The sequence below is a fragment of the Streptomyces sp. NPDC006265 genome (assembly GCF_040613555.1).
Taxonomy (GTDB): domain Bacteria; phylum Actinomycetota; class Actinomycetes; order Streptomycetales; family Streptomycetaceae; genus Streptomyces.
In genome coordinates this window covers 3,069-19,571 of sequence record NZ_JBEXSH010000054.1, presented here as the reverse complement: position 1 = coordinate 19,571, position 16,503 = coordinate 3,069, and the positions used below count along the sequence as shown (strand labels likewise).

The following is a 16,503-nucleotide window of genomic DNA, read 5'->3' as shown; positions in this document are numbered from 1 at the left end:
GGCGCCTCGCGCTCGGCGCGTGCGTACTCCCGGGCGATCATCTGCCAGTCGAAGACGGCGTTGTGCGCGACGAGGACCCGGCCCGCCAGCCGGGCGGTGAACTCCTCGGCGATGTCCGGGAAGAGGGGCGCCCCCTCGAGCGCCTCGCTCGTCAGTCCGTGGATCCACACCGGTCCCGGGTCGCGCTCGGGGTTGACGGTCGTGTACCAGTGGTCCTCGACCTCGCCGCGCTCGTCCAGCCGGTAGACCGCCGCGGAGATGATGCGGTCGTCCCGGGCCAGGCCCGTGGTCTCCACGTCAACGACCGCGTACCCCTTGGGATACGCGGCCGGCCACGGCGTGGCGGAGAACACTGCGGTCGTGAGGTCTTCCAGCATGGTTCCTGAGGATACGGGCCGCGACTGACAGCCCCGTCCGCCAGGTGCCCCCGCAGGGGTCCTCAGACGCCCCCTCAGGCGTCTTGTCCGGTCTGTCCGTTCACGAGGCGTACGTCTGATCGATACTCAGTCGATCAGACGTACGTCGCGTCCGTCGGCGTCCCTCTTCGTCCTGAACCGCATTGGCAGTGGTCGCCAAGGAGCAAGCGCGTACCGTCGGTCATGCGCGTGCCGGCGTCCTGGCCCTCGGATACACGGCCGCCTCGTCACGACCGTCGCGCTGCTGTGGCCGGACCTGCCCGCCGGCCTGCGGGTGCCCGTCGCCGGGTACAGCGTCCTGCTCACCGCCATGGCGTACCGGTCCGCCACCCGGCTCGGCCTCTTCACCGGGCTCGGCGGGGCGTTGTTCCTGCTGTCCGACACCCTCATCGCGACCGGTGTCGCCGAGTGGCCGCAGCTGCCCGCGCCGGACTTCTGGGTCATGCTCACGTACCTCGCCAGGCCCTGCTGGCCGGCGGCACCGTCGGGGCGCTCCACGCGCGCAGGGCACCGGCCGCGACGTACGGAGAGATGCGCACCGTCTGAGACCGGCCCACGCACCGGCGTCACCAGCGGATGGGTACCGGAAGCACCGTCAGCAGACCGGACGCCGCGACCGCCAGGCCCAGGGCGGCGACCTCGGCCCCGGCCGGCGCGCAGGCGGTCAGCGGGTCGGCCGCCCGGCGCAGCCGCCGCCGGGCCCACACGGCGAGGGCGGCGACGACCACCACGAGGAGCACCTTGGCGAGCAGCGCCCGGCCGTAGGCCGTCCCCGTCAGCTGCTCCAGGACCGTCTCCGGCGGCATCCGGCGCAGTGAACTGCACACGCCCGTCGCGGTGATGGCGGCGAGCAGCACGACCGCCACGCGCGCGTAGAGACCCAGCAGGGCCGCACCGGCCGACGTGCCGTCACGGCCGGACCGGAGCCGCAGGATGCGCAGCGCGTGGAGGAGCCCGCCCGCCCACAACGCCGCGCAGGTCAGATGGACGAGCGTCAGAGCGGAGCCGGTCAGCGGGCTGTGCTCGGTCGTGGGATGGGCGCGCAGGGCCTCGGCGACGACCACGGCGGCCAGCGGCCACGCCTGCGTGACCGGCCGGCGTGACACGGCGCACAGCCCCGCCACGAGGAACGCGTTGACCTCCAACAGGGCCAGCTTGCCGTCCCGGGACGCGTGGAGTCCGCCGACGTCGACGTCCGACACGTCGCCCGGCACGAGATTACCGGTGGCCACGACCGTGGCGAGTCCGAGGGCGGCGACGAAACCGGCCGCGGCGGCGAAGGGGGACCAGCTGCGGGGCACAGCCGGGTGCCCGGCCTCCGTGCCGGGCAGCGAACGCGCAAGCCGGTTCACGAACAGTTCGCCGACGGGGATGCACAGCGCCGCGAACAGCACGGTGCGCAGCAGGGCCATGCCGCCGGCGCCGGGCACTTCGGCCTCGCCGGTGCCGTGCAGCGCGGCGGAGGGGCCGAGCAGCGGCATCGAGGCGGCCAGTGCCACCAGCACCAGGACGGCGACGGCCCGGCCCGCACCGGTGGGCCGCAGCGGGCCGCGCGGATCGGTCACCCCGGGTATGGGTCTTGGCGAAGTCACCCCAGGATCTTCACCAACCTCCACACGTCCGGGCAAGTCGGCGGAACTCAATCAACCCGGGGCGCGGCCGACCACCACAGCCGCACCTCCTTGTACTCGTCCCTAGGCCGCAGATCCCACCCCTGTGCGAGCGCGACGTCGGCGACGTACCACCCGCCGACCCCCCGGTAGTCCCGCAGGGATATCGCACACTCCACCGGAGGTCTCGGCTTCTTCGGCACGATCGGCGCGGAGGCCCGGGCGGTCCACTTGCCCACCACCTTCTCCACGCGCGCCTTGTAGTACTCGACGTCCCCCTCGTGACGCAGCTCCGGCCAGGACACGCACCAGGAGGCCAGCCACCCGACGCGGTCCGTCGTCCAGCCCATGGCGTCGAGGTAGCGGCGTTCAAGGGTGTTGCTGAAGACAGTGATCACCTCGGCGAACATACCGACCACGAGGAACACGGCCACCACTGCCGCCCACAGCACACACACCACCGGAAACCACACCACACTCCCGGCGAACCGCAGGGCCAACTGCCACTGCGGCCGCGCGGGTCGGGCTGTCCAGGTCGCCGGATCTTCGTACACGTCCATGACAAGAAATCCTGCCGCAGACACGAAACGGGCCGGACGGATACCCCCGTCCGGCCCGGATCACCTTCACACGAGCTCTACTTGGTCACCGCGTCCAGCGCGTCCGCGATGCCCCAGCCGTAGAAACCGTTGCGGTTCTTCGAGCCCTCGCACACCGCGTCGATCTTGCCGTCGCCGTTGATGTCGTACGGGTCCGTGCACGGCGTGGCGTCGGCCTCCGCGTACAGCAGGGCCTTCACCAGGGCCGGAGAGGCGTACGGGTGCGTCGACTTGATGAGCGCGGCCACGCCCGCGACATGCGGGGACGCCATCGACGTACCGGCCATGTAGCCCCACTTGCCGCCCGGCAGCGTGCCCAGGATGAGGCCGCTCGTGGCCGGCGCGTCCGGCTTCTGGTAGGCGGTCGAGTCGCCGCCCGGGGCGGCCATGTCGATGACGCCCAGACCGTGGTTGGAGAAGGACGACTTGATGCCCTTCGCGCCCGTCGAGGCGACCGTGACGACCCCCGGCAGCTGTGTCGGGATGTCGAGGCACTTCGAGGGGTCGACGACCCGGTCGCCCGGCGTGGTGTCGTTCGGGGACGACGGGTCGGTGATCTCGTCGGAGGCGAGGTCGTAGTTCTCGTTGCCCGCCGCGGCGACGTTGACCGCGCCCTTCTTCTCCGCGTACCGCGAGGCCCGGCCGACGGCCTCCACGAGCGCCTTCTGGTCCGGGTCGTTCTTGCAGTTGAAGTACCAGGGGTCCGTGTAATAGCTGTTGTTCGTGACGTCGACCCCGTGCTCGGCCGCCCACACGAAGCCGCAGACCACGGCCTCGGTGTAGAAGAAGCCGGCCGTGGTGGACACCTTGATGCCGGAGACCTTCACCCCGGGCGCGACACCGGTCATGCCGACGCCGTTCTTGGCGGCGGCGATCTCACCGGCGACGTGCGTGCCGTGCGGGCTCTCCTCGGCGCTCGGCCGCCAGGCCCCGTCGGCCGTGTCCGGCTTGCCCGACACGCAGTTGACCGACGCCTTGCGGTCGAAGTTGGGCGCGATGTCGGGGTGGGTGTCGTCGACACCGGTGTCGATCACGGCGACCGTGACCTTCTTGCTGCCCAGCGTCTTCTCGTGCGCCTTGTCCGCCTTGATGGCCGGCAGGTCCCACTGCTGGGGCTGGAGCGGGTCCTGCCCGGCGGGGGCGTCGGCCGCGGCGACCTCGGCCGCGCTCAGGACCTTCGGCGCGCCCAGGTCACCGGTCGACGCTGACGGGAGCGGCGCGGTACGGGTGGCGCCCGCCGACTGCACGCCGCGCACCTTGCGGATGGTCTTGGCGAAGTCGGCGTTCGAGGAGTGGACGACGATGACGCCGATCTGGTCGTACGACGTCACGATCGTGCCGCCGGCCTTCACGACGGCCTTCTTCACGTACGCCGAAGTGCCGTGTCCCGGCCTGACGTTGACGACATAGCTGAGCGGGGCCGCGTCGGCCCGGGCCGCCGCGGCGGGAGCGGGGGCGTCCTCGGCTGCCGTGGCCGCGGTGTTCGGCAGGAACGCGAGGGCCGTGGCCATGGCCATCCCGGCCGGGATCGCGACGGCGCGACGGTAGCGCGCGTACGGCGCAGTCATGGTGTCTCCAGTTCGTTCACGGTACGAGCTGATCTTGCGAGGGGTCCCGGTGAGCGGTCGGGTCACTTGACCGCGCGCAGCGCGTTGACGATGCCGTACCCGTAGAAGCCGTTGAGGCGCTTGCCGCCCTTGCAGACCGCGTCCTGCGTGCCGTCGCCGTCCTGGTCGTAGGAGGCGGGGCAGGCGGTCTCGTCGGCCTGCGCCTTCAGCAGCGCCTGGAGCTGGGCCGGAGACGCCCAGGGGTGCTTGGACTTCAGCAGCGCGGCGACTCCGGAGGCGTGCGGCGAGGCCATCGAAGTGCCTTGCAGGAAGCCCCACGTGCCGTTCGGCAGGGTGGACAGGATGCGGCCGTTCTTCGAGGGCGTGTCCGGGATCTGGTAGCGCCCGTCGCCACCCGGCGCCGCGACGTCGACGACGCCCTTGCCGTACGTCGAGAAGTACGACTTGACGTTGTCGACACCCGTCGAGCTCACCGTGACGACACCCGGCAACTGGTTCGGCACGTCGAAGCACTCGTGCGGGTCGATGGTGCGCTCGACCGGGGTGGAGTCGTCGGGGCTGGAGTCGTCGACGATCGCGTCCGAGTCCAGGTCGTGGTTGGAGTTGCCCGCGGCGGCGACGTTGAGCGTGCCCTTCTTCTGGGCGTACAGCTGCGCCCGGTTGACCGCGTCGACGATGGCCCGCTGGTCCGGGTCGTCCATGCAGTTGTACAGCCACGGGTCGACGTAGTAGCTGTTGTTCGTGATCTCGACGCCGTGGTCGGCGGCGAACACGAACGCGCACACGACGCTCTCCGGGTAGAAGAGGCCGTTCGCCCGGTCGGTCACGTTGATGCTGGACACCTTCACACCGGGAGCGACGCCCGCGACGCCCACGCCGTTGCGGGCGGCGGCTATCTCCCCCGCGACGTGCGTGCCGTGGTAGTCCTCGGCGGTGTACGGACGCCAGGCGCCCTCGCTGGTGTCGGGCTTGCCGCCGGCGCAGTTGGCGGACTGCGACGCGGAGAAGTTCGGGGCGATGTCGGGGTGGGTGTCGTCCACGCCGGTGTCGATCACGGCGACGGTCACCTTGCGGCTGCCCGGGTTGATCTGAGCGGCCTTGTCGGCGCCGATCGCGCGCAGGTCCCACTGGTCCGCCTCGAGGGGCTCGCTCTCGGGCGTCTTCGCCGAGGCGGCCTCGGTGCGCTCGGCCTGGGCTCCCGTCAGGTACTCGACGGCGCCCTCCTCCTTCGTCCCCGCGGCCGTCAGCGGCGTCGTCCGCGTCGCACCCGCCGACTGCACGCCGCGCGCCTTGCGGACGGTCTTGGCGAAGTCGGGGTTCGAGGAGTAAACGACGATGACGCCGATCCGCTCGTACGTGGTCACGACCGAACCGTCGGCCTTCGCGATCGCCTTCTTCACCGACGCGATCGTGTGGCGGCCCACCTTGGTGTTGACGACGTACGCCAGCTTCGGCGCGTCCGCCGTCCGGGTGGCCGACTCCGCCCGCGGGGCCGCCGACGCGGCGGTCGGCAGGAAGCCCAGCGAGGCCGTCAGGGACAACACGACGGGCACGGCGAGAGCGAGCCGGTGTCTGGAACGCAAGTGAGACATGGGGTCTCCACATCCTCCGGAAACGAAACCGGCCCGAGGCACAGGTGGTGCTCGGGCAGGTACATGACGTGGTGGTGCAGGGTGAAGCTATCCCGGCCTCTCGCTGGCCAGCAACGCTTTGTCGAAACGACTTCGGAAAGAACGCCGGGCGATTGAACCGGTTCTCCCGTGCCGCCGTGACGTTGAACAAGGAGCGCGAGGACACTCGCCTCCGCCTCCGTTCACAACCGCTTCCGTCATTGCGAGGAGACCTCGTGGCCACCGACGCACCGCCCCCCTCGAAAGAGCAACACAAGCTCCCCTCACCCGAGGAGTTCGCCGAGGTGCACGAGAGCGCGGAGTTCGGTGAACTGCGCCGCTCCTACCGCTCCTTCGCCTTCCCCCTGACCGTCGGCTTCATCGCCTGGTACCTGCTGTACGTCCTGCTCTCGAACTACGCGGGCGGCTTCATGGGCACCAAGCTGTTCGGCAACATCAACGTCGCCCTCGTCTTCGGCGTCGCCCAGTTCGTCACCACGTTCCTCATCGCCTGGTGGTACTCGCGGCACGCCGCCGCGAAGCTCGACCCCAAGGCCGAGGCCATCAAGACCCGGATGGAGAGCGGCGCATGAGCCCCGTACAGCACACCCTCATCGCGGCGAACGAGGCCAGCGAGCACCGCCCGCTGATCATCACCCTGTTCGCGCTGTTCGTCCTCGCGACCCTCGGCATCACCATCTGGGCGGGCCGCCAGACCAAGGACGCCGCCGACTTCTACGCCGGCGGCCGCCAGTTCAGCGCCTTCCAGAACGGCCTCGCCGTCTCCGGCGACTACATGTCCGCCGCGTCGTTCCTCGGCATCGCGGGCGCCATCGCCCTCTTCGGCTACGACGGCTTCCTCTACTCCATCGGCTTCCTGGTCGCCTGGCTGGTCGCCCTGCTCCTGGTGGCCGAGCCGCTGCGGAACTCCGGCCGCTACACCATGGGCGACGTCCTCGCGTACCGCATGCGCCAGCGCCCGGTCCGCACCGCCGCCGGCACCTCCACCATCGTGGTGTCGATCTTCTACCTGCTCGCCCAGATGGCCGGAGCGGGCATCCTCGTCTCGCTGCTGCTCGGCATCACCTCCGACGCCGGCAAGATCCTCATCGTCGCCCTCGTCGGCGTCCTGATGATCGTCTACGTCTCCATCGGCGGCATGAAGGGCACCACCTGGGTCCAGATGGTCAAGGCCGTGCTGCTCATCGGCGGCACCATCCTGATCACCTTCCTGGTACTGCTGAAGTTCAACTTCAACATCTCCGACCTGCTCGGCCAGGCCGCCGAGAACAGCGGCAAGGGCGCCGCCTTCCTGGAGCCCGGTCTCCAGTTCGGCGCGACCGGCACCTCCAAGCTGGACTTCATCTCCCTCGGCATCGCCCTGGTCCTCGGCACCGCCGGCCTGCCGCACATCCTGATCCGCTTCTACACGGTGCCCGACGCCAAGGCCGCCCGTAAGTCCGTGAACTGGGCGATCGGCATCATCGGCGGCTTCTACCTGATGACCATCGCCCTCGGCTTCGGCGCCGCCGCGCTGATCTCCCAGGACGAAATCATCGCGTCCAACCCGTCCGGAAACACGGCCGCACCCCTGCTCGCCCTGCATCTGGGCGGTGTCGACTCGACCTGGGGTGCCATCCTGCTCGCCACGATCTCGGCGGTCGCCTTCGCGACGATCCTCGCCGTCGTCGCCGGCCTCACCCTCGCCTCGTCGTCGTCCTTCGCGCACGACATCTACGCCAACGTCATCCGCAAGGGGAAGGCCTCCGGCGCTGAGGAAGTGCGTGCGGCCCGCTGGGCGACCGTCTTCATCGGCGTCGTCTCCATCGGCCTCGGAGCCCTGGCCCGCGACCTGAACGTGGCCGGGCTGGTCGCGCTCGCCTTCGCGGTCGCCGCCTCCGCCAACCTGCCGACGATCCTCTACAGCCTGTTCTGGAAGCGCTTCACCACCCAGGGCGCGCTGTGGTCGATCTACGGCGGTCTGATCGTCGCCGTCGGCCTGGTGCTGTTCTCGCCCGTCGTCTCCGGCGACCCCAAGGCGATGTTCCCCGAGGTCGACTTCGCCTGGTTCCCGCTGAAGAACCCGGGCATCATCTCCATCCCCTTCGGCTTCCTCATGGGCTGGCTCGGCACGGTCCTGTCCAAGGAGGAGCCCGACGTCAAGAAGTACGCGGAGCTGGAGGTCCGGTCCCTGACCGGCACCGGAGCCCACTGAGCACGACCCCTCCCGCGCGGCCGTGTCGTAGGAACCTCCAGGTCCCTGCGGCCCGGCCGCGCGGTGTGTCGTGGGATCGGGCCTGTGGCGTTGTCGGTGGGGTCACGTAGGCTCGCAGGTGTCGGACAAGCAGTGCCGCACGCATGATCCGCGACGAGGGAGGGGGCCCACGTGCTCATCGACACCTACGGCCGGGTGGCCACCGACCTGAGGGTCTCACTGACCGACCGGTGCAACCTGCGCTGTACGTACTGCATGCCCGAGGAGGGCCTGCAGTGGCTGGCCAAGCCGGACCTGCTTGACGACGACGAGATAGTCCGCCTGATCGACATCGCGGTCACGTCTCTCGGGATCGAGGAGGTCCGCTTCACCGGCGGCGAGCCGCTGCTGCGCCCGGGCCTGGTCGGCATCGTCGAGCGCGTCGCGGCGCTGGACGCCCGCCCCCAGATGTCGTTGACGACCAACGGCATCGGCCTCAAGCGCACGGCGGCGGCCCTGAAGGAGGCAGGCCTGGACCGGGTCAACGTCTCCCTCGACACGCTCCGCCCGGACGTCTTCAAAACCCTCACCCGCCGCGACCGCCACAAGGACGTCATCGAGGGCCTGTACGCCGCCCGCGACGCCGGCCTGACCCCGGTCAAGGTCAACTCGGTCCTGATGCCGGGGCTCAACGACGACGAGGCCCCCGACCTCCTCGCCTGGGCCGTGGAGCACGACTACGAGCTGCGCTTCATCGAGCAGATGCCCCTGGACGCCCAGCACGGCTGGAAGCGCGACGGCATGATCACGGCCGGGGACATCCTGGCCTCCCTGCGTACCCGCTTCGAACTGACCGCCGAGGGTGAGGAGAAGCGCGGCTCGGCACCGGCGGAGCGCTGGCTCGTCGACGGCGGCCCGCATGTGGTCGGCGTCATCGCCTCCGTCACCCGCCCGTTCTGCGCGGCCTGCGACCGCACCCGCCTCACGGCCGACGGCCAGGTCCGCACCTGCCTGTTCGCCCAGGAGGAGACGGACCTGCGGGCCGCGCTGCGCTCGGGCGCCCCGGACGAGGAGATCGCCCGCATCTGGCGCCTGGCGATGTGGGGCAAGAAGGCGGGAGCGGGCCTGGACGACCCGACGTTCGTGCAGCCCGACCGGCCGATGTCGGCCATCGGGGGCTAGTGCCGCGACAGGCAACGTTCGCCCCGTCACGACGCCCGGCACGCTCCCCCAAGCTCTCGACTCCGCTCGAGCAGGGGGCACCCCCACTCGGCGCACCGGCCGAAACCCCGAGTACGTCCAGTACGAGGGCTTCCGGCCGCCACGCCGAGAGCACGCACCAAACGCCGCTCCTCAACGGGCAAACGTTGCCTGCCGCGGCACTAGATGTCGGCCATCGGGGGCTAGGAGTCCCGGGACGGGGAGTCCTCGGACTCCCACTCCTTCAGTAGGACCACGTCCTTCAAAAACCCCCGCACGCCGAGGAACTGAGACAAGTGCTCGCGATGCTCCTCACAGGCCAGCCACGTCTTGCGCCGCTCCGGCGTATGGATCTTCGGGTTGTTCCACGCCAGCACCCACACGGCCTCGGCGCGGCAGCCCTTCGCGGAACAGATGGGCGTCTCGTCACTCACAGCTTCGTCTCACCACTGCACATCATCACGGCACAAAAGGCGACGCCGAGCAGCCACGGGGGGAGCTGCCCGGCGTCGGTCCGTCGCTCCGACGGGGGATGCGGAGCGCGTACGAAGTATGTCACGGGTAACCCCGAGCCCGGCACTGGAACAACATGATTGATCTGAGCTTTTCTTGAGCTTGGCGCGAAGATGCCTTCCCTTCGCGATCTCCCGTGATCGCCCCCCGAGCGCCCCTATCGCTCGGACGACTCGCTCCCCGCACCCGGCACCGGCCCGGACACGGCGTCTTCCGCGGCGGATTCCGCCGCCCCGTCACCGGAACCCGACGGCGCGATCATCGGACGCGTCTGCGACACCACGTACGTCGACGGCAGAGACGGCGCGTTCTCGCGCCCCGCGTTCGCGATCACCACCGCGATGTACGGCAGCACCAGCCCGAGCACCAACGCCACGATGGCGACGTGCCGTTCGACGTTCCACAACGTGGCCGCGAGGATCACGGAGATCGTGCGGACCGTCATCGAGATCACGTACCGGCGCTGCCGCCCGCGTACGTCCTCCTGGAGTCCCGTCCGGGCGCCGGTGATCCGGAAAACCTGGACGTTGCCGCCGCCATGCTGCTTCCGCATCACATTCCACCATCCGCCCGTATCGGACTCTCCCCGCCCCGTAGCCGTCCCCATCCGGTCGGGGAAACCTGACCAGGACAGCTCCCACGTTACGCCGCGCCTGCCCCGGCTACGAGACCGGGTGGCGCACCGCCGGGGCGAACGGTCTGCGCCGTCCCGCGGACGGCCCGCGTCGGAATGCGGCGTACGGTTCCTGGGCCGACACTGGCCGTAGTGCTCACGTCGAGCCGCACGAGGAGGCAGCGATGGGCTGGTTGTGGGCGATCATCGTAGGACTGGTACTCGGCCTGATCGCCAAGGCGATCATTCCGGGCAAGCAACACATTCCCCTGTGGCTGACCGTCATCCTGGGCATGATCGGCGCCATCGCCGGCAACGCCATCGCCCGGGCGGCCGGCGTCGACGCCACATCGGGAATCGACTGGTGGCGGCACGTCTTCCAGCTGGTGATGGCGATCATCCTCGTCGGTCTGGGCGACCGGGCCTGGACGGCGGCCAGGGGAAACAAACAGAGGGCATAACGGGGCGTACGGCGAAGGGGGCGGCCTCCGCAACGGAGACCGCCCCCTTCCTCACGCTCTCAGCCGCCCGTGACCTCGACCGCGGCCAGGTTCTTCTTGCCCCGGCGCAGCACCAGCCAGCGGCCGTGCAGCAGATCCTCCTTGGCGGGGACGGCGTCCTCGCCGGCGACCTTGACGTTGTTCACGTAGGCGCCGCCCTCCTTGACCGTGCGGCGCGCGGCCGACTTGCTGGCCACCAGGCCGACCTCGGCGAAGAGATCCACGGCCGGACGGAGCTCGGCGACCTGGATGTGCGGCACCTCCGACAGGGCCGCCGCCAGCGTCTTCTCATCGAGCTCCGCCAGATCGCCCTGCCCGAACAGGGCCCTGGACGCGGCGATCACGGCGGCCGTCTGACCGGCGCCGTGCACCAGCGTCGTCAGCTCCTCGGCCAGCGCACGCTGCCCGGCCCGGGCCTGTGGACGCTCCTCGGTCTGCCGCTCCAGCTCCTCCAGCTCCTGGCGGGAGCGGAAGGACAGGATGCGCATGTACCGGGAGATGTCCCGGTCGTCCACGTTCAGCCAGAACTGGTAGAACGCGTACGGCGTCGTCATCTCCGGGTCGAGCCAGACGGCGCCGCCCTCGGTCTTGCCGAACTTGGTGCCGTCCGCCTTGGTCATCAGCGGCGTCGCCAGCGCGTGCGCGGTCGCGTCCGGCTCCAGGCGGTGGATCAGGTCCAGGCCCGCCGTGAGATTGCCCCACTGGTCGCTGCCGCCCTGCTGCAGCGTGCAGCCGTAGCGCCGGTACAGCTGGAGGAAGTCCATGCCCTGGAGCAGCTGGTAGCTGAACTCCGTGTAGCTGATGCCCTCCGAGGACTCCAGGCGCCGGGCCACGGAATCCTTCGTCAGCATCTTGTTGACACGGAAGTGCTTGCCGATGTCACGGAGGAACTCGATCGCGGAGAGGTTCTCCGTCCAGTCGAGGTTGTTGACCATGACGGCCGCGTTCTCGCCCTCGAACTCCAGGAACGGCTCGATCTGGGCGCGCAGTTTGGCGACCCAGCCGGTGACCGTCTCGGGGTCGTTCAGCGTGCGCTCCGCGGTCGGGCGCGGGTCGCCGATCAGGCCCGTGGCACCGCCGACCAGCGCCAGCGGCCGGTGACCGGCCTGCTGGAGCCGGCGCACGGTGAGCACCTGCACCAGGTGCCCCACGTGCAGCGACGGCGCCGTCGGGTCGAAACCGCAATAGAACGTGACGGGACCGTCCGCGAGCGCCTTGCGCAAAGCGTCCTCGTCAGTGGACAGGGCGAACAGCCCGCGCCACTTCAGCTCGTCGACGATGTCCGTCACGGTTCTCGTATCTCCTTGAGTTGGTTCGTAACCAGGTACGAGGTTATACGCCCTGGCTGACAGAGCTCATATTGAAGTCGGGCACCCGCAGAGCCGGCATCGCGGCCCTGGTGAACCAGTCGCTCCATTCCCGCGGCAGCGTCTTCTCGGTCCGCCCCGCCTCCGTGGCCCGGCCCAGCACCCCGACCGGCGACTCGTTGAACCGGAAGTTGTTCACCTCGCCCGTCACCTCGCCGTTCTCGACCAGGTAGACGCCGTCCCGGGTCAGACCGGTGAGCAGCAGTGACGCCGGGTCGACCTCGCGGATGTACCACAGGCAGGTCAGCAGCAGCCCGCGCTCGGTGTTCGCGACCATCTCGTCCAGGGAGCGGTCCTCACCCCCGTCCAGGACGATGTTGTCGATGCCCGGCGCCACGGGCAGGCCGGTCAGCCCCGCGCTGTGCCTGCTGGTCGTCAGATGCCGAAGCTCGCCCTCGCGCATCCACTCCGTGGCCGCCAGCGGCAGTCCGTTGTCGAACACCGACTGATCGCCCCCGGAGGAGTGCGCGATCACGAAGGGCGCCGACTCCAGGCCCGGCTCGTTCGGGTCGCTGCGCAGGGTCAGCGGCAGGTCGGTCAGCTTCTCGCCGACCCGCGTGCCCCCGCCCGGCTTGGAGAACACCGTGCGGCCCTCGACCGCGTCCCGGCCCGACGCCGACCACATCTGGTAGATCAGCAGGTCCGCCACGGCCGTCGGCGGCAGCAGCGTCTCGTAACGCCCGGCGGGCAGCGCCACGCGCCGCTCGGCCCACCCGAGGCGCACGGCCAGCTCCGCGTCCAGGACCGCCGGGTCGACGTCCTTGAAGTCCCGCGTGGAGCGCCCGGCCCACGCGGACCGGGTCCGGTCCGGTGACTTGGCGTTCAGCTCCAGCGTCCCGTTCGGCTGGTCGTGCCGCAGCCGCAGCCCCGTGGACGTGCCGACGTACGAGGACACCAGCTCGTGGTTGGCGAAGCCGTACAGCTCGCGCCCGCCCGCCCGCGCGCGTGCGAAGGCCTCGCCGAGGGCGGGAGCGAAGTCGGCGAACACGGCGGAGGAGGTCTCGACGGGCGCCTCCGTGAACTCCGGCGACTGCGCCACGCCCGTGACCAGCGGCTGCGCGTCCTCGGCGGGCCCTGCGCCGCGTGCGGCGGCCTCGGCGGCCCGCACCAAGGGCTCCAGCTCGTCGGGGGTCACGGCGGACCGCGACACGACCCCGGAGGCCGTGCCCTCCTTGCCGTCGATGGTGGCGACGACGGTGAGCGTGCGCCCGCGGGTGACGCCGTTCGTGGTCAGCGCGTTGCCCGCCCAGCGCAGGTTCGCGGTGGACTGCTCGTCGGCGATGACGACACAGCCGTCCGCCCGGGACAGTTCGAGGGCGCGCTCGACGACCTCGTGCGGCTTGCTGGAACGCGCGCTCATCGACCGGCCTCCTGGGTCGTGTCCAGACTGTGCTTTCCCGGGGGCGGTGACATCAGCGGCTGCCGCCGCGGGCCCCCGGACCCCCAGCCGATGCTGCAGCTGATGTTCATCGACCGGCCTCCTGGGTCGTGTTCAGAATGTTGACGCCCTTGAAGAGGGCCGACGGGCAGCCGTGGGAGACGGCCGCGACCTGCCCCGGCTGGGCCTTGCCGCAGTTGAAGGCGCCGCCGAGCACATAGGTCTGCGGCCCGCCCACCGCGGACATCGAGCCCCAGAAGTCGGTGGTCGTCGCCTGGTAGGCGACATCGCGCAGCTGCCCGGCGAGCCGCCCGTTCTCGATGCGGTAGAAGCGCTGACCGGTGAACTGAAAGTTGTAGCGTTGCATGTCGATCGACCAGGACCGGTCGCCGACGACGTAGATGCCGCGCTCCACACCCCCGATCAGGTCCTCGGTCGACATTCCGGCCGGGTCCGGCCGCAACGACACGTTGGCCATGCGCTGCACCGGCACATGCCCGGGGGAGTCGGCGTAGGCGCAGCCGTTGGACCGCTCGAAGCCGGTGAGCTTCGCGATCCGCCGGTCCAGCTGGTAGCCGACGAGCGTGCCGTCCTTGACCAGGTCCCAGGACTGGCCCTGGACGCCCTCGTCGTCGTAGCCGATGGTGGCCAGACCGTGCTCGGCGGTGCGGTCGCCGGTGACGTTCATCAGCTCCGAGCCGTAGCGCAACTTGCCGAGCTGGTCGAACGTGGCGAAGGAGGTGCCGGCGTAGGCGGCCTCGTAGCCGAGCGCCCGGTCGAGCTCGGTGGCGTGCCCGATGGACTCGTGGATGGTCAGCCACAGGTTGGACGGGTCGACGACCAGGTCGTACAGGCCCGGCTCCACGCTCGGCGCGCGCATCTTCTCGGCGAGCAGCTCCGGGATCCGCTCCAGCTCGCCCGCCCAGTCCCAGCCGGTGCCCGTCAGGTACTCCCAGCCGCGTCCCACCGGCGGCGCGAGGGTGCGCATGGAGTCGAACTCGCCGCTCGACTCGTCCACCGACACGGCGTTGAACACCGGGTGCAGCCGCACCCGCTGCTGTGTGGTCACCGTCCCCGCGGTGTCCGCGTAGAACTTGTTCTCGTGGACCGTGAGCAGTGAGGAATCGACGTGGTCGACGCCGTCGGCCGACAGCAGCCGGGCACTCCACTGCGCGATCAGCCCGGCCTTCTCCTCGTCGGGCACGGAGAAGGGGTCGGTCTCGTACGACGAGATCCACGTCTTCTCGGCGTGCACCGGCTCGTCGGCCAGCTCGACACGCTCGTCCGATCCGGCCGCCTTGATCACCTGGGCGGACAGCCTGGCCATCGCCACCGCCTGCCCGGCGACCCGGGCGGCGGCGTCCATGGTGAGGTCGACGCCGGACGCGAAGCCCCATGTACCGCCGTGCACCACCCGCACCGCGTACCCGAGGTCGGTGGTGTCCGACGACCCGGCGGGCTTGGCGTCCCGGAACCGCCAGGAGGCGCCTCGCACCCGCTCGAACCGTAAGTCCGCGTGCTCGGCGCCCAGCGCACGCGCGCGTGCGAGGGCCGCGTCGGCGAGGGCGCGTAGGGGGAGGGCCGTGAAGGCCTCGTCGATGGTATGAGGCACCGCCGTCTCTTTCTGTCGAGGTGACCGTGGTTGCCGTACGTCGTGACTGCTCCGCATCATGTCGTCCATCCCGCGCGCGGGCCACGAGTTTGCGGGGCCGGACCGGCGGGTTTCTGTAGGGACCCGACAGTGAGTCCCGTACGGCACTGTCGGTGCCCGATTGTCCGCGGACGTGCCCGGACCGATAGGTTTTCGAAGAAGCCGCCTGTCATCACCGCCTGTCGTCCAGGCGACCGGGCGGGCATCAGACCGCTATCGAAAGGGTGATCCGTTGAGCCGCTCGGTTCTCGTCACCGGAGGCAACCGGGGCATCGGCCTCGCCATCGCCCGCGCTTTCGCCGATGCCGGCGACAAGGTCGCCATCACATACCGCTCGGGTGAGCCGCCGGCCGCCCTGACGGAATTGGGCTGCCTGGCCGTCAAGTGCGACATCACCGACGCCGAGCAGGTGGAGCAGGCCTACAAGGAGATCGAGGAGGCCCACGGTCCCGTCGAGGTCCTCATCGCCAACGCCGGCATCACCAAGGACCAGCTCCTGATGCGCATGTCCGAGGAGGACTTCACCTCGGTCATCGACACCAACCTCACCGGCACCTTCCGGGTCGTGAAGCGCGCCAACCGCGGCATGCTGCGCGCCAAGAAGGGCCGCGTGGTGCTCATCTCGTCCGTCGTCGGTCTGTACGGCGGCCCCGGCCAGTCGAACTACGCCGCCTCCAAGGCCGCCCTGGTCGGCTTCGCGCGCTCCCTCGCCCGTGAGCTGGGCTCGCGCAACCTCACCTTCAACGTCGTCGCGCCCGGCTTCGTCGACACCGACATGACCAAGGTGCTCACCGACGAGCAGCGCGAAGGCATCGTGAAGCAGGTGCCGCTCGGCCGGTACGCGCAGCCGGAGGAGATCGCCGCGACGGTGCGGTTCCTCGCCTCGGACGACGCCTCGTACATCACTGGAGCCGTCATTCCGGTTGACGGCGGACTGGGAATGGGTCACTGATCACCATGAGCGGAATTCTCGAGGGCAAGCGCATCCTGATCACGGGTGTGCTGACGGAGTCCTCCATCGCCTTCCACACCGCCAAGCTGGCCCAGGAGCAGGGCGCCGAGATCATCCTCACGGCGTTCCCGCGGCCCACGCTGACCGAGCGCATCGCCAAGAAGCTCCCCAAGCCCACCAAGGTCATCGAGCTCGACGTCACCAACGACGAGCACCTCGGGCGGCGGCGCGGACGCAAGAGCCCCCGGGTGAACGCCCGGCCCGAGCGGGGGGCGCTCCAAACCCTTATGCCCCAACCCCCCCCCCGGGCGCCCCAACAACACAAAACCGGG

At 70.1% G+C, this 16,503-nt stretch carries 16 protein-coding genes and 1 pseudogene; 7 read left to right on the top strand and 10 right to left on the bottom strand.

Going from position 1 to position 16,503, the window contains the following annotated elements; all coding sequences use genetic code 11:
- On the bottom strand, positions 1-377 hold a 377-nt coding region (locus ABZ281_RS07490), incomplete at its 3' end, for an exonuclease domain-containing protein (protein ID WP_356653069.1).
- 224 nt (positions 378-601) lie between these two features.
- On the opposite strand from ABZ281_RS07490, the pseudogene ABZ281_RS07485 reads away from it, so the two are divergent.
- Positions 602-962, top strand: a pseudogene (locus tag ABZ281_RS07485) (lysoplasmalogenase family protein); the annotation flags it as partial.
- A 20-nt stretch (positions 963-982) separates the two neighbouring features.
- On the opposite strand, the gene ABZ281_RS07480 reads toward ABZ281_RS07485, so the two are convergent.
- The 4 genes from ABZ281_RS07480 to ABZ281_RS07465 all read right to left on the bottom strand — a co-directional run bounded on the left by ABZ281_RS07480 (position 983) and on the right by ABZ281_RS07465 (position 5,785).
- On the bottom strand, positions 983-1,897 hold the full coding sequence (locus ABZ281_RS07480) for a CopD family protein (protein WP_356653071.1): 915 nt from the start codon (positions 1,895-1,897) through the stop codon (positions 983-985).
- Positions 1,898-2,055: 158 nt separating this feature from the next.
- Positions 2,056-2,586, bottom strand: a complete 531-nt coding sequence (locus ABZ281_RS07475) for a hypothetical protein (protein ID WP_356653067.1) — start codon at positions 2,584-2,586, stop codon at positions 2,056-2,058.
- A 77-nt stretch (positions 2,587-2,663) separates the two neighbouring features.
- Positions 2,664-4,193 (bottom strand): S8 family serine peptidase, encoded by a 1,530-nt coding sequence (locus tag ABZ281_RS07470; protein WP_356653065.1) that lies wholly within the window; start codon positions 4,191-4,193, stop codon positions 2,664-2,666.
- A 62-nt stretch (positions 4,194-4,255) separates the two neighbouring features.
- Positions 4,256-5,785: a S8 family serine peptidase gene (locus ABZ281_RS07465; RefSeq protein WP_356653063.1), complete on the bottom strand. Its 1,530-nt coding sequence runs from the start codon at positions 5,783-5,785 to the stop codon at positions 4,256-4,258.
- Between the two features lie 254 nt (positions 5,786-6,039).
- Here ABZ281_RS07465 and ABZ281_RS07460 point away from each other — a divergent pair, with 254 nt between their 5' ends.
- The 3 genes from ABZ281_RS07460 to moaA all read left to right on the top strand — a co-directional run bounded on the left by ABZ281_RS07460 (position 6,040) and on the right by moaA (position 9,179).
- Positions 6,040-6,396, top strand: a complete 357-nt coding sequence (locus ABZ281_RS07460; protein WP_356653061.1) for a DUF485 domain-containing protein — start codon at positions 6,040-6,042, stop codon at positions 6,394-6,396.
- Entirely contained in the window at positions 6,393-8,018 is a 1,626-nt protein-coding gene (locus tag ABZ281_RS07455; protein ID WP_356653059.1) for a cation acetate symporter, read from the top strand. The genes ABZ281_RS07460 and ABZ281_RS07455 overlap by 4 nt, the downstream gene beginning before the upstream one ends.
- Before the next feature lie 171 nt (positions 8,019-8,189).
- Positions 8,190-9,179 carry a GTP 3',8-cyclase MoaA gene (moaA, locus tag ABZ281_RS07450; RefSeq protein WP_356653057.1) on the top strand — a complete coding sequence of 330 codons (990 nt, stop codon included), beginning with the start codon at positions 8,190-8,192 and terminating at the stop codon, positions 9,177-9,179.
- Positions 9,180-9,400: 221 nt separating this feature from the next.
- On the opposite strand, the gene ABZ281_RS07445 is transcribed toward moaA, so the two are convergent.
- Positions 9,401-9,631 carry a hypothetical protein gene (locus ABZ281_RS07445; protein WP_189589966.1) on the bottom strand — a complete coding sequence of 77 codons (231 nt, stop codon included), beginning with the start codon at positions 9,629-9,631 and terminating at the stop codon, positions 9,401-9,403.
- A gap of 236 nt (positions 9,632-9,867) precedes the next feature.
- Positions 9,868-10,263: a DUF3099 domain-containing protein gene (locus ABZ281_RS07440; RefSeq protein ID WP_356653055.1), complete on the bottom strand. Its 396-nt coding sequence runs from the start codon at positions 10,261-10,263 to the stop codon at positions 9,868-9,870.
- A 245-nt stretch (positions 10,264-10,508) separates the two neighbouring features.
- Between ABZ281_RS07440 and ABZ281_RS07435 the strand changes: the two genes are divergently transcribed.
- On the top strand, positions 10,509-10,784 hold the full coding sequence (locus tag ABZ281_RS07435) for a GlsB/YeaQ/YmgE family stress response membrane protein (protein ID WP_356653053.1): 276 nt from the start codon (positions 10,509-10,511) through the stop codon (positions 10,782-10,784).
- 59 nt (positions 10,785-10,843) lie between these two features.
- Here the strand turns inward: ABZ281_RS07435 and tyrS are convergent, their stop codons facing one another.
- The 3 genes from tyrS to ABZ281_RS07420 form a co-directional block, all read right to left on the bottom strand.
- Positions 10,844-12,112 (bottom strand): tyrosine--tRNA ligase, encoded by a 1,269-nt coding sequence (gene tyrS, locus ABZ281_RS07430; protein ID WP_356653051.1) that lies wholly within the window; start codon positions 12,110-12,112, stop codon positions 10,844-10,846.
- Positions 12,113-12,155: 43 nt separating this feature from the next.
- Entirely contained in the window at positions 12,156-13,550 is a 1,395-nt protein-coding gene (locus ABZ281_RS07425) for a metallopeptidase TldD-related protein (RefSeq protein ID WP_356653049.1), read from the bottom strand.
- A gap of 106 nt (positions 13,551-13,656) precedes the next feature.
- Positions 13,657-15,180, bottom strand: a complete 1,524-nt coding sequence (locus ABZ281_RS07420; RefSeq protein ID WP_356653047.1) for a TldD/PmbA family protein — start codon at positions 15,178-15,180, stop codon at positions 13,657-13,659.
- Between the two features lie 271 nt (positions 15,181-15,451).
- On the opposite strand from ABZ281_RS07420, the gene fabG reads away from it, so the two are divergent.
- Both fabG and ABZ281_RS07410 read left to right on the top strand, forming a co-directional pair.
- Positions 15,452-16,171, top strand: a complete 720-nt coding sequence (gene fabG / locus ABZ281_RS07415; RefSeq protein WP_030852336.1) for a 3-oxoacyl-[acyl-carrier-protein] reductase — start codon at positions 15,452-15,454, stop codon at positions 16,169-16,171.
- Between the two features lie 5 nt (positions 16,172-16,176).
- The coding region (locus ABZ281_RS07410; protein ID WP_356653045.1) for an SDR family oxidoreductase at positions 16,177-16,503 on the top strand (327 nt) is incomplete at its 3' end.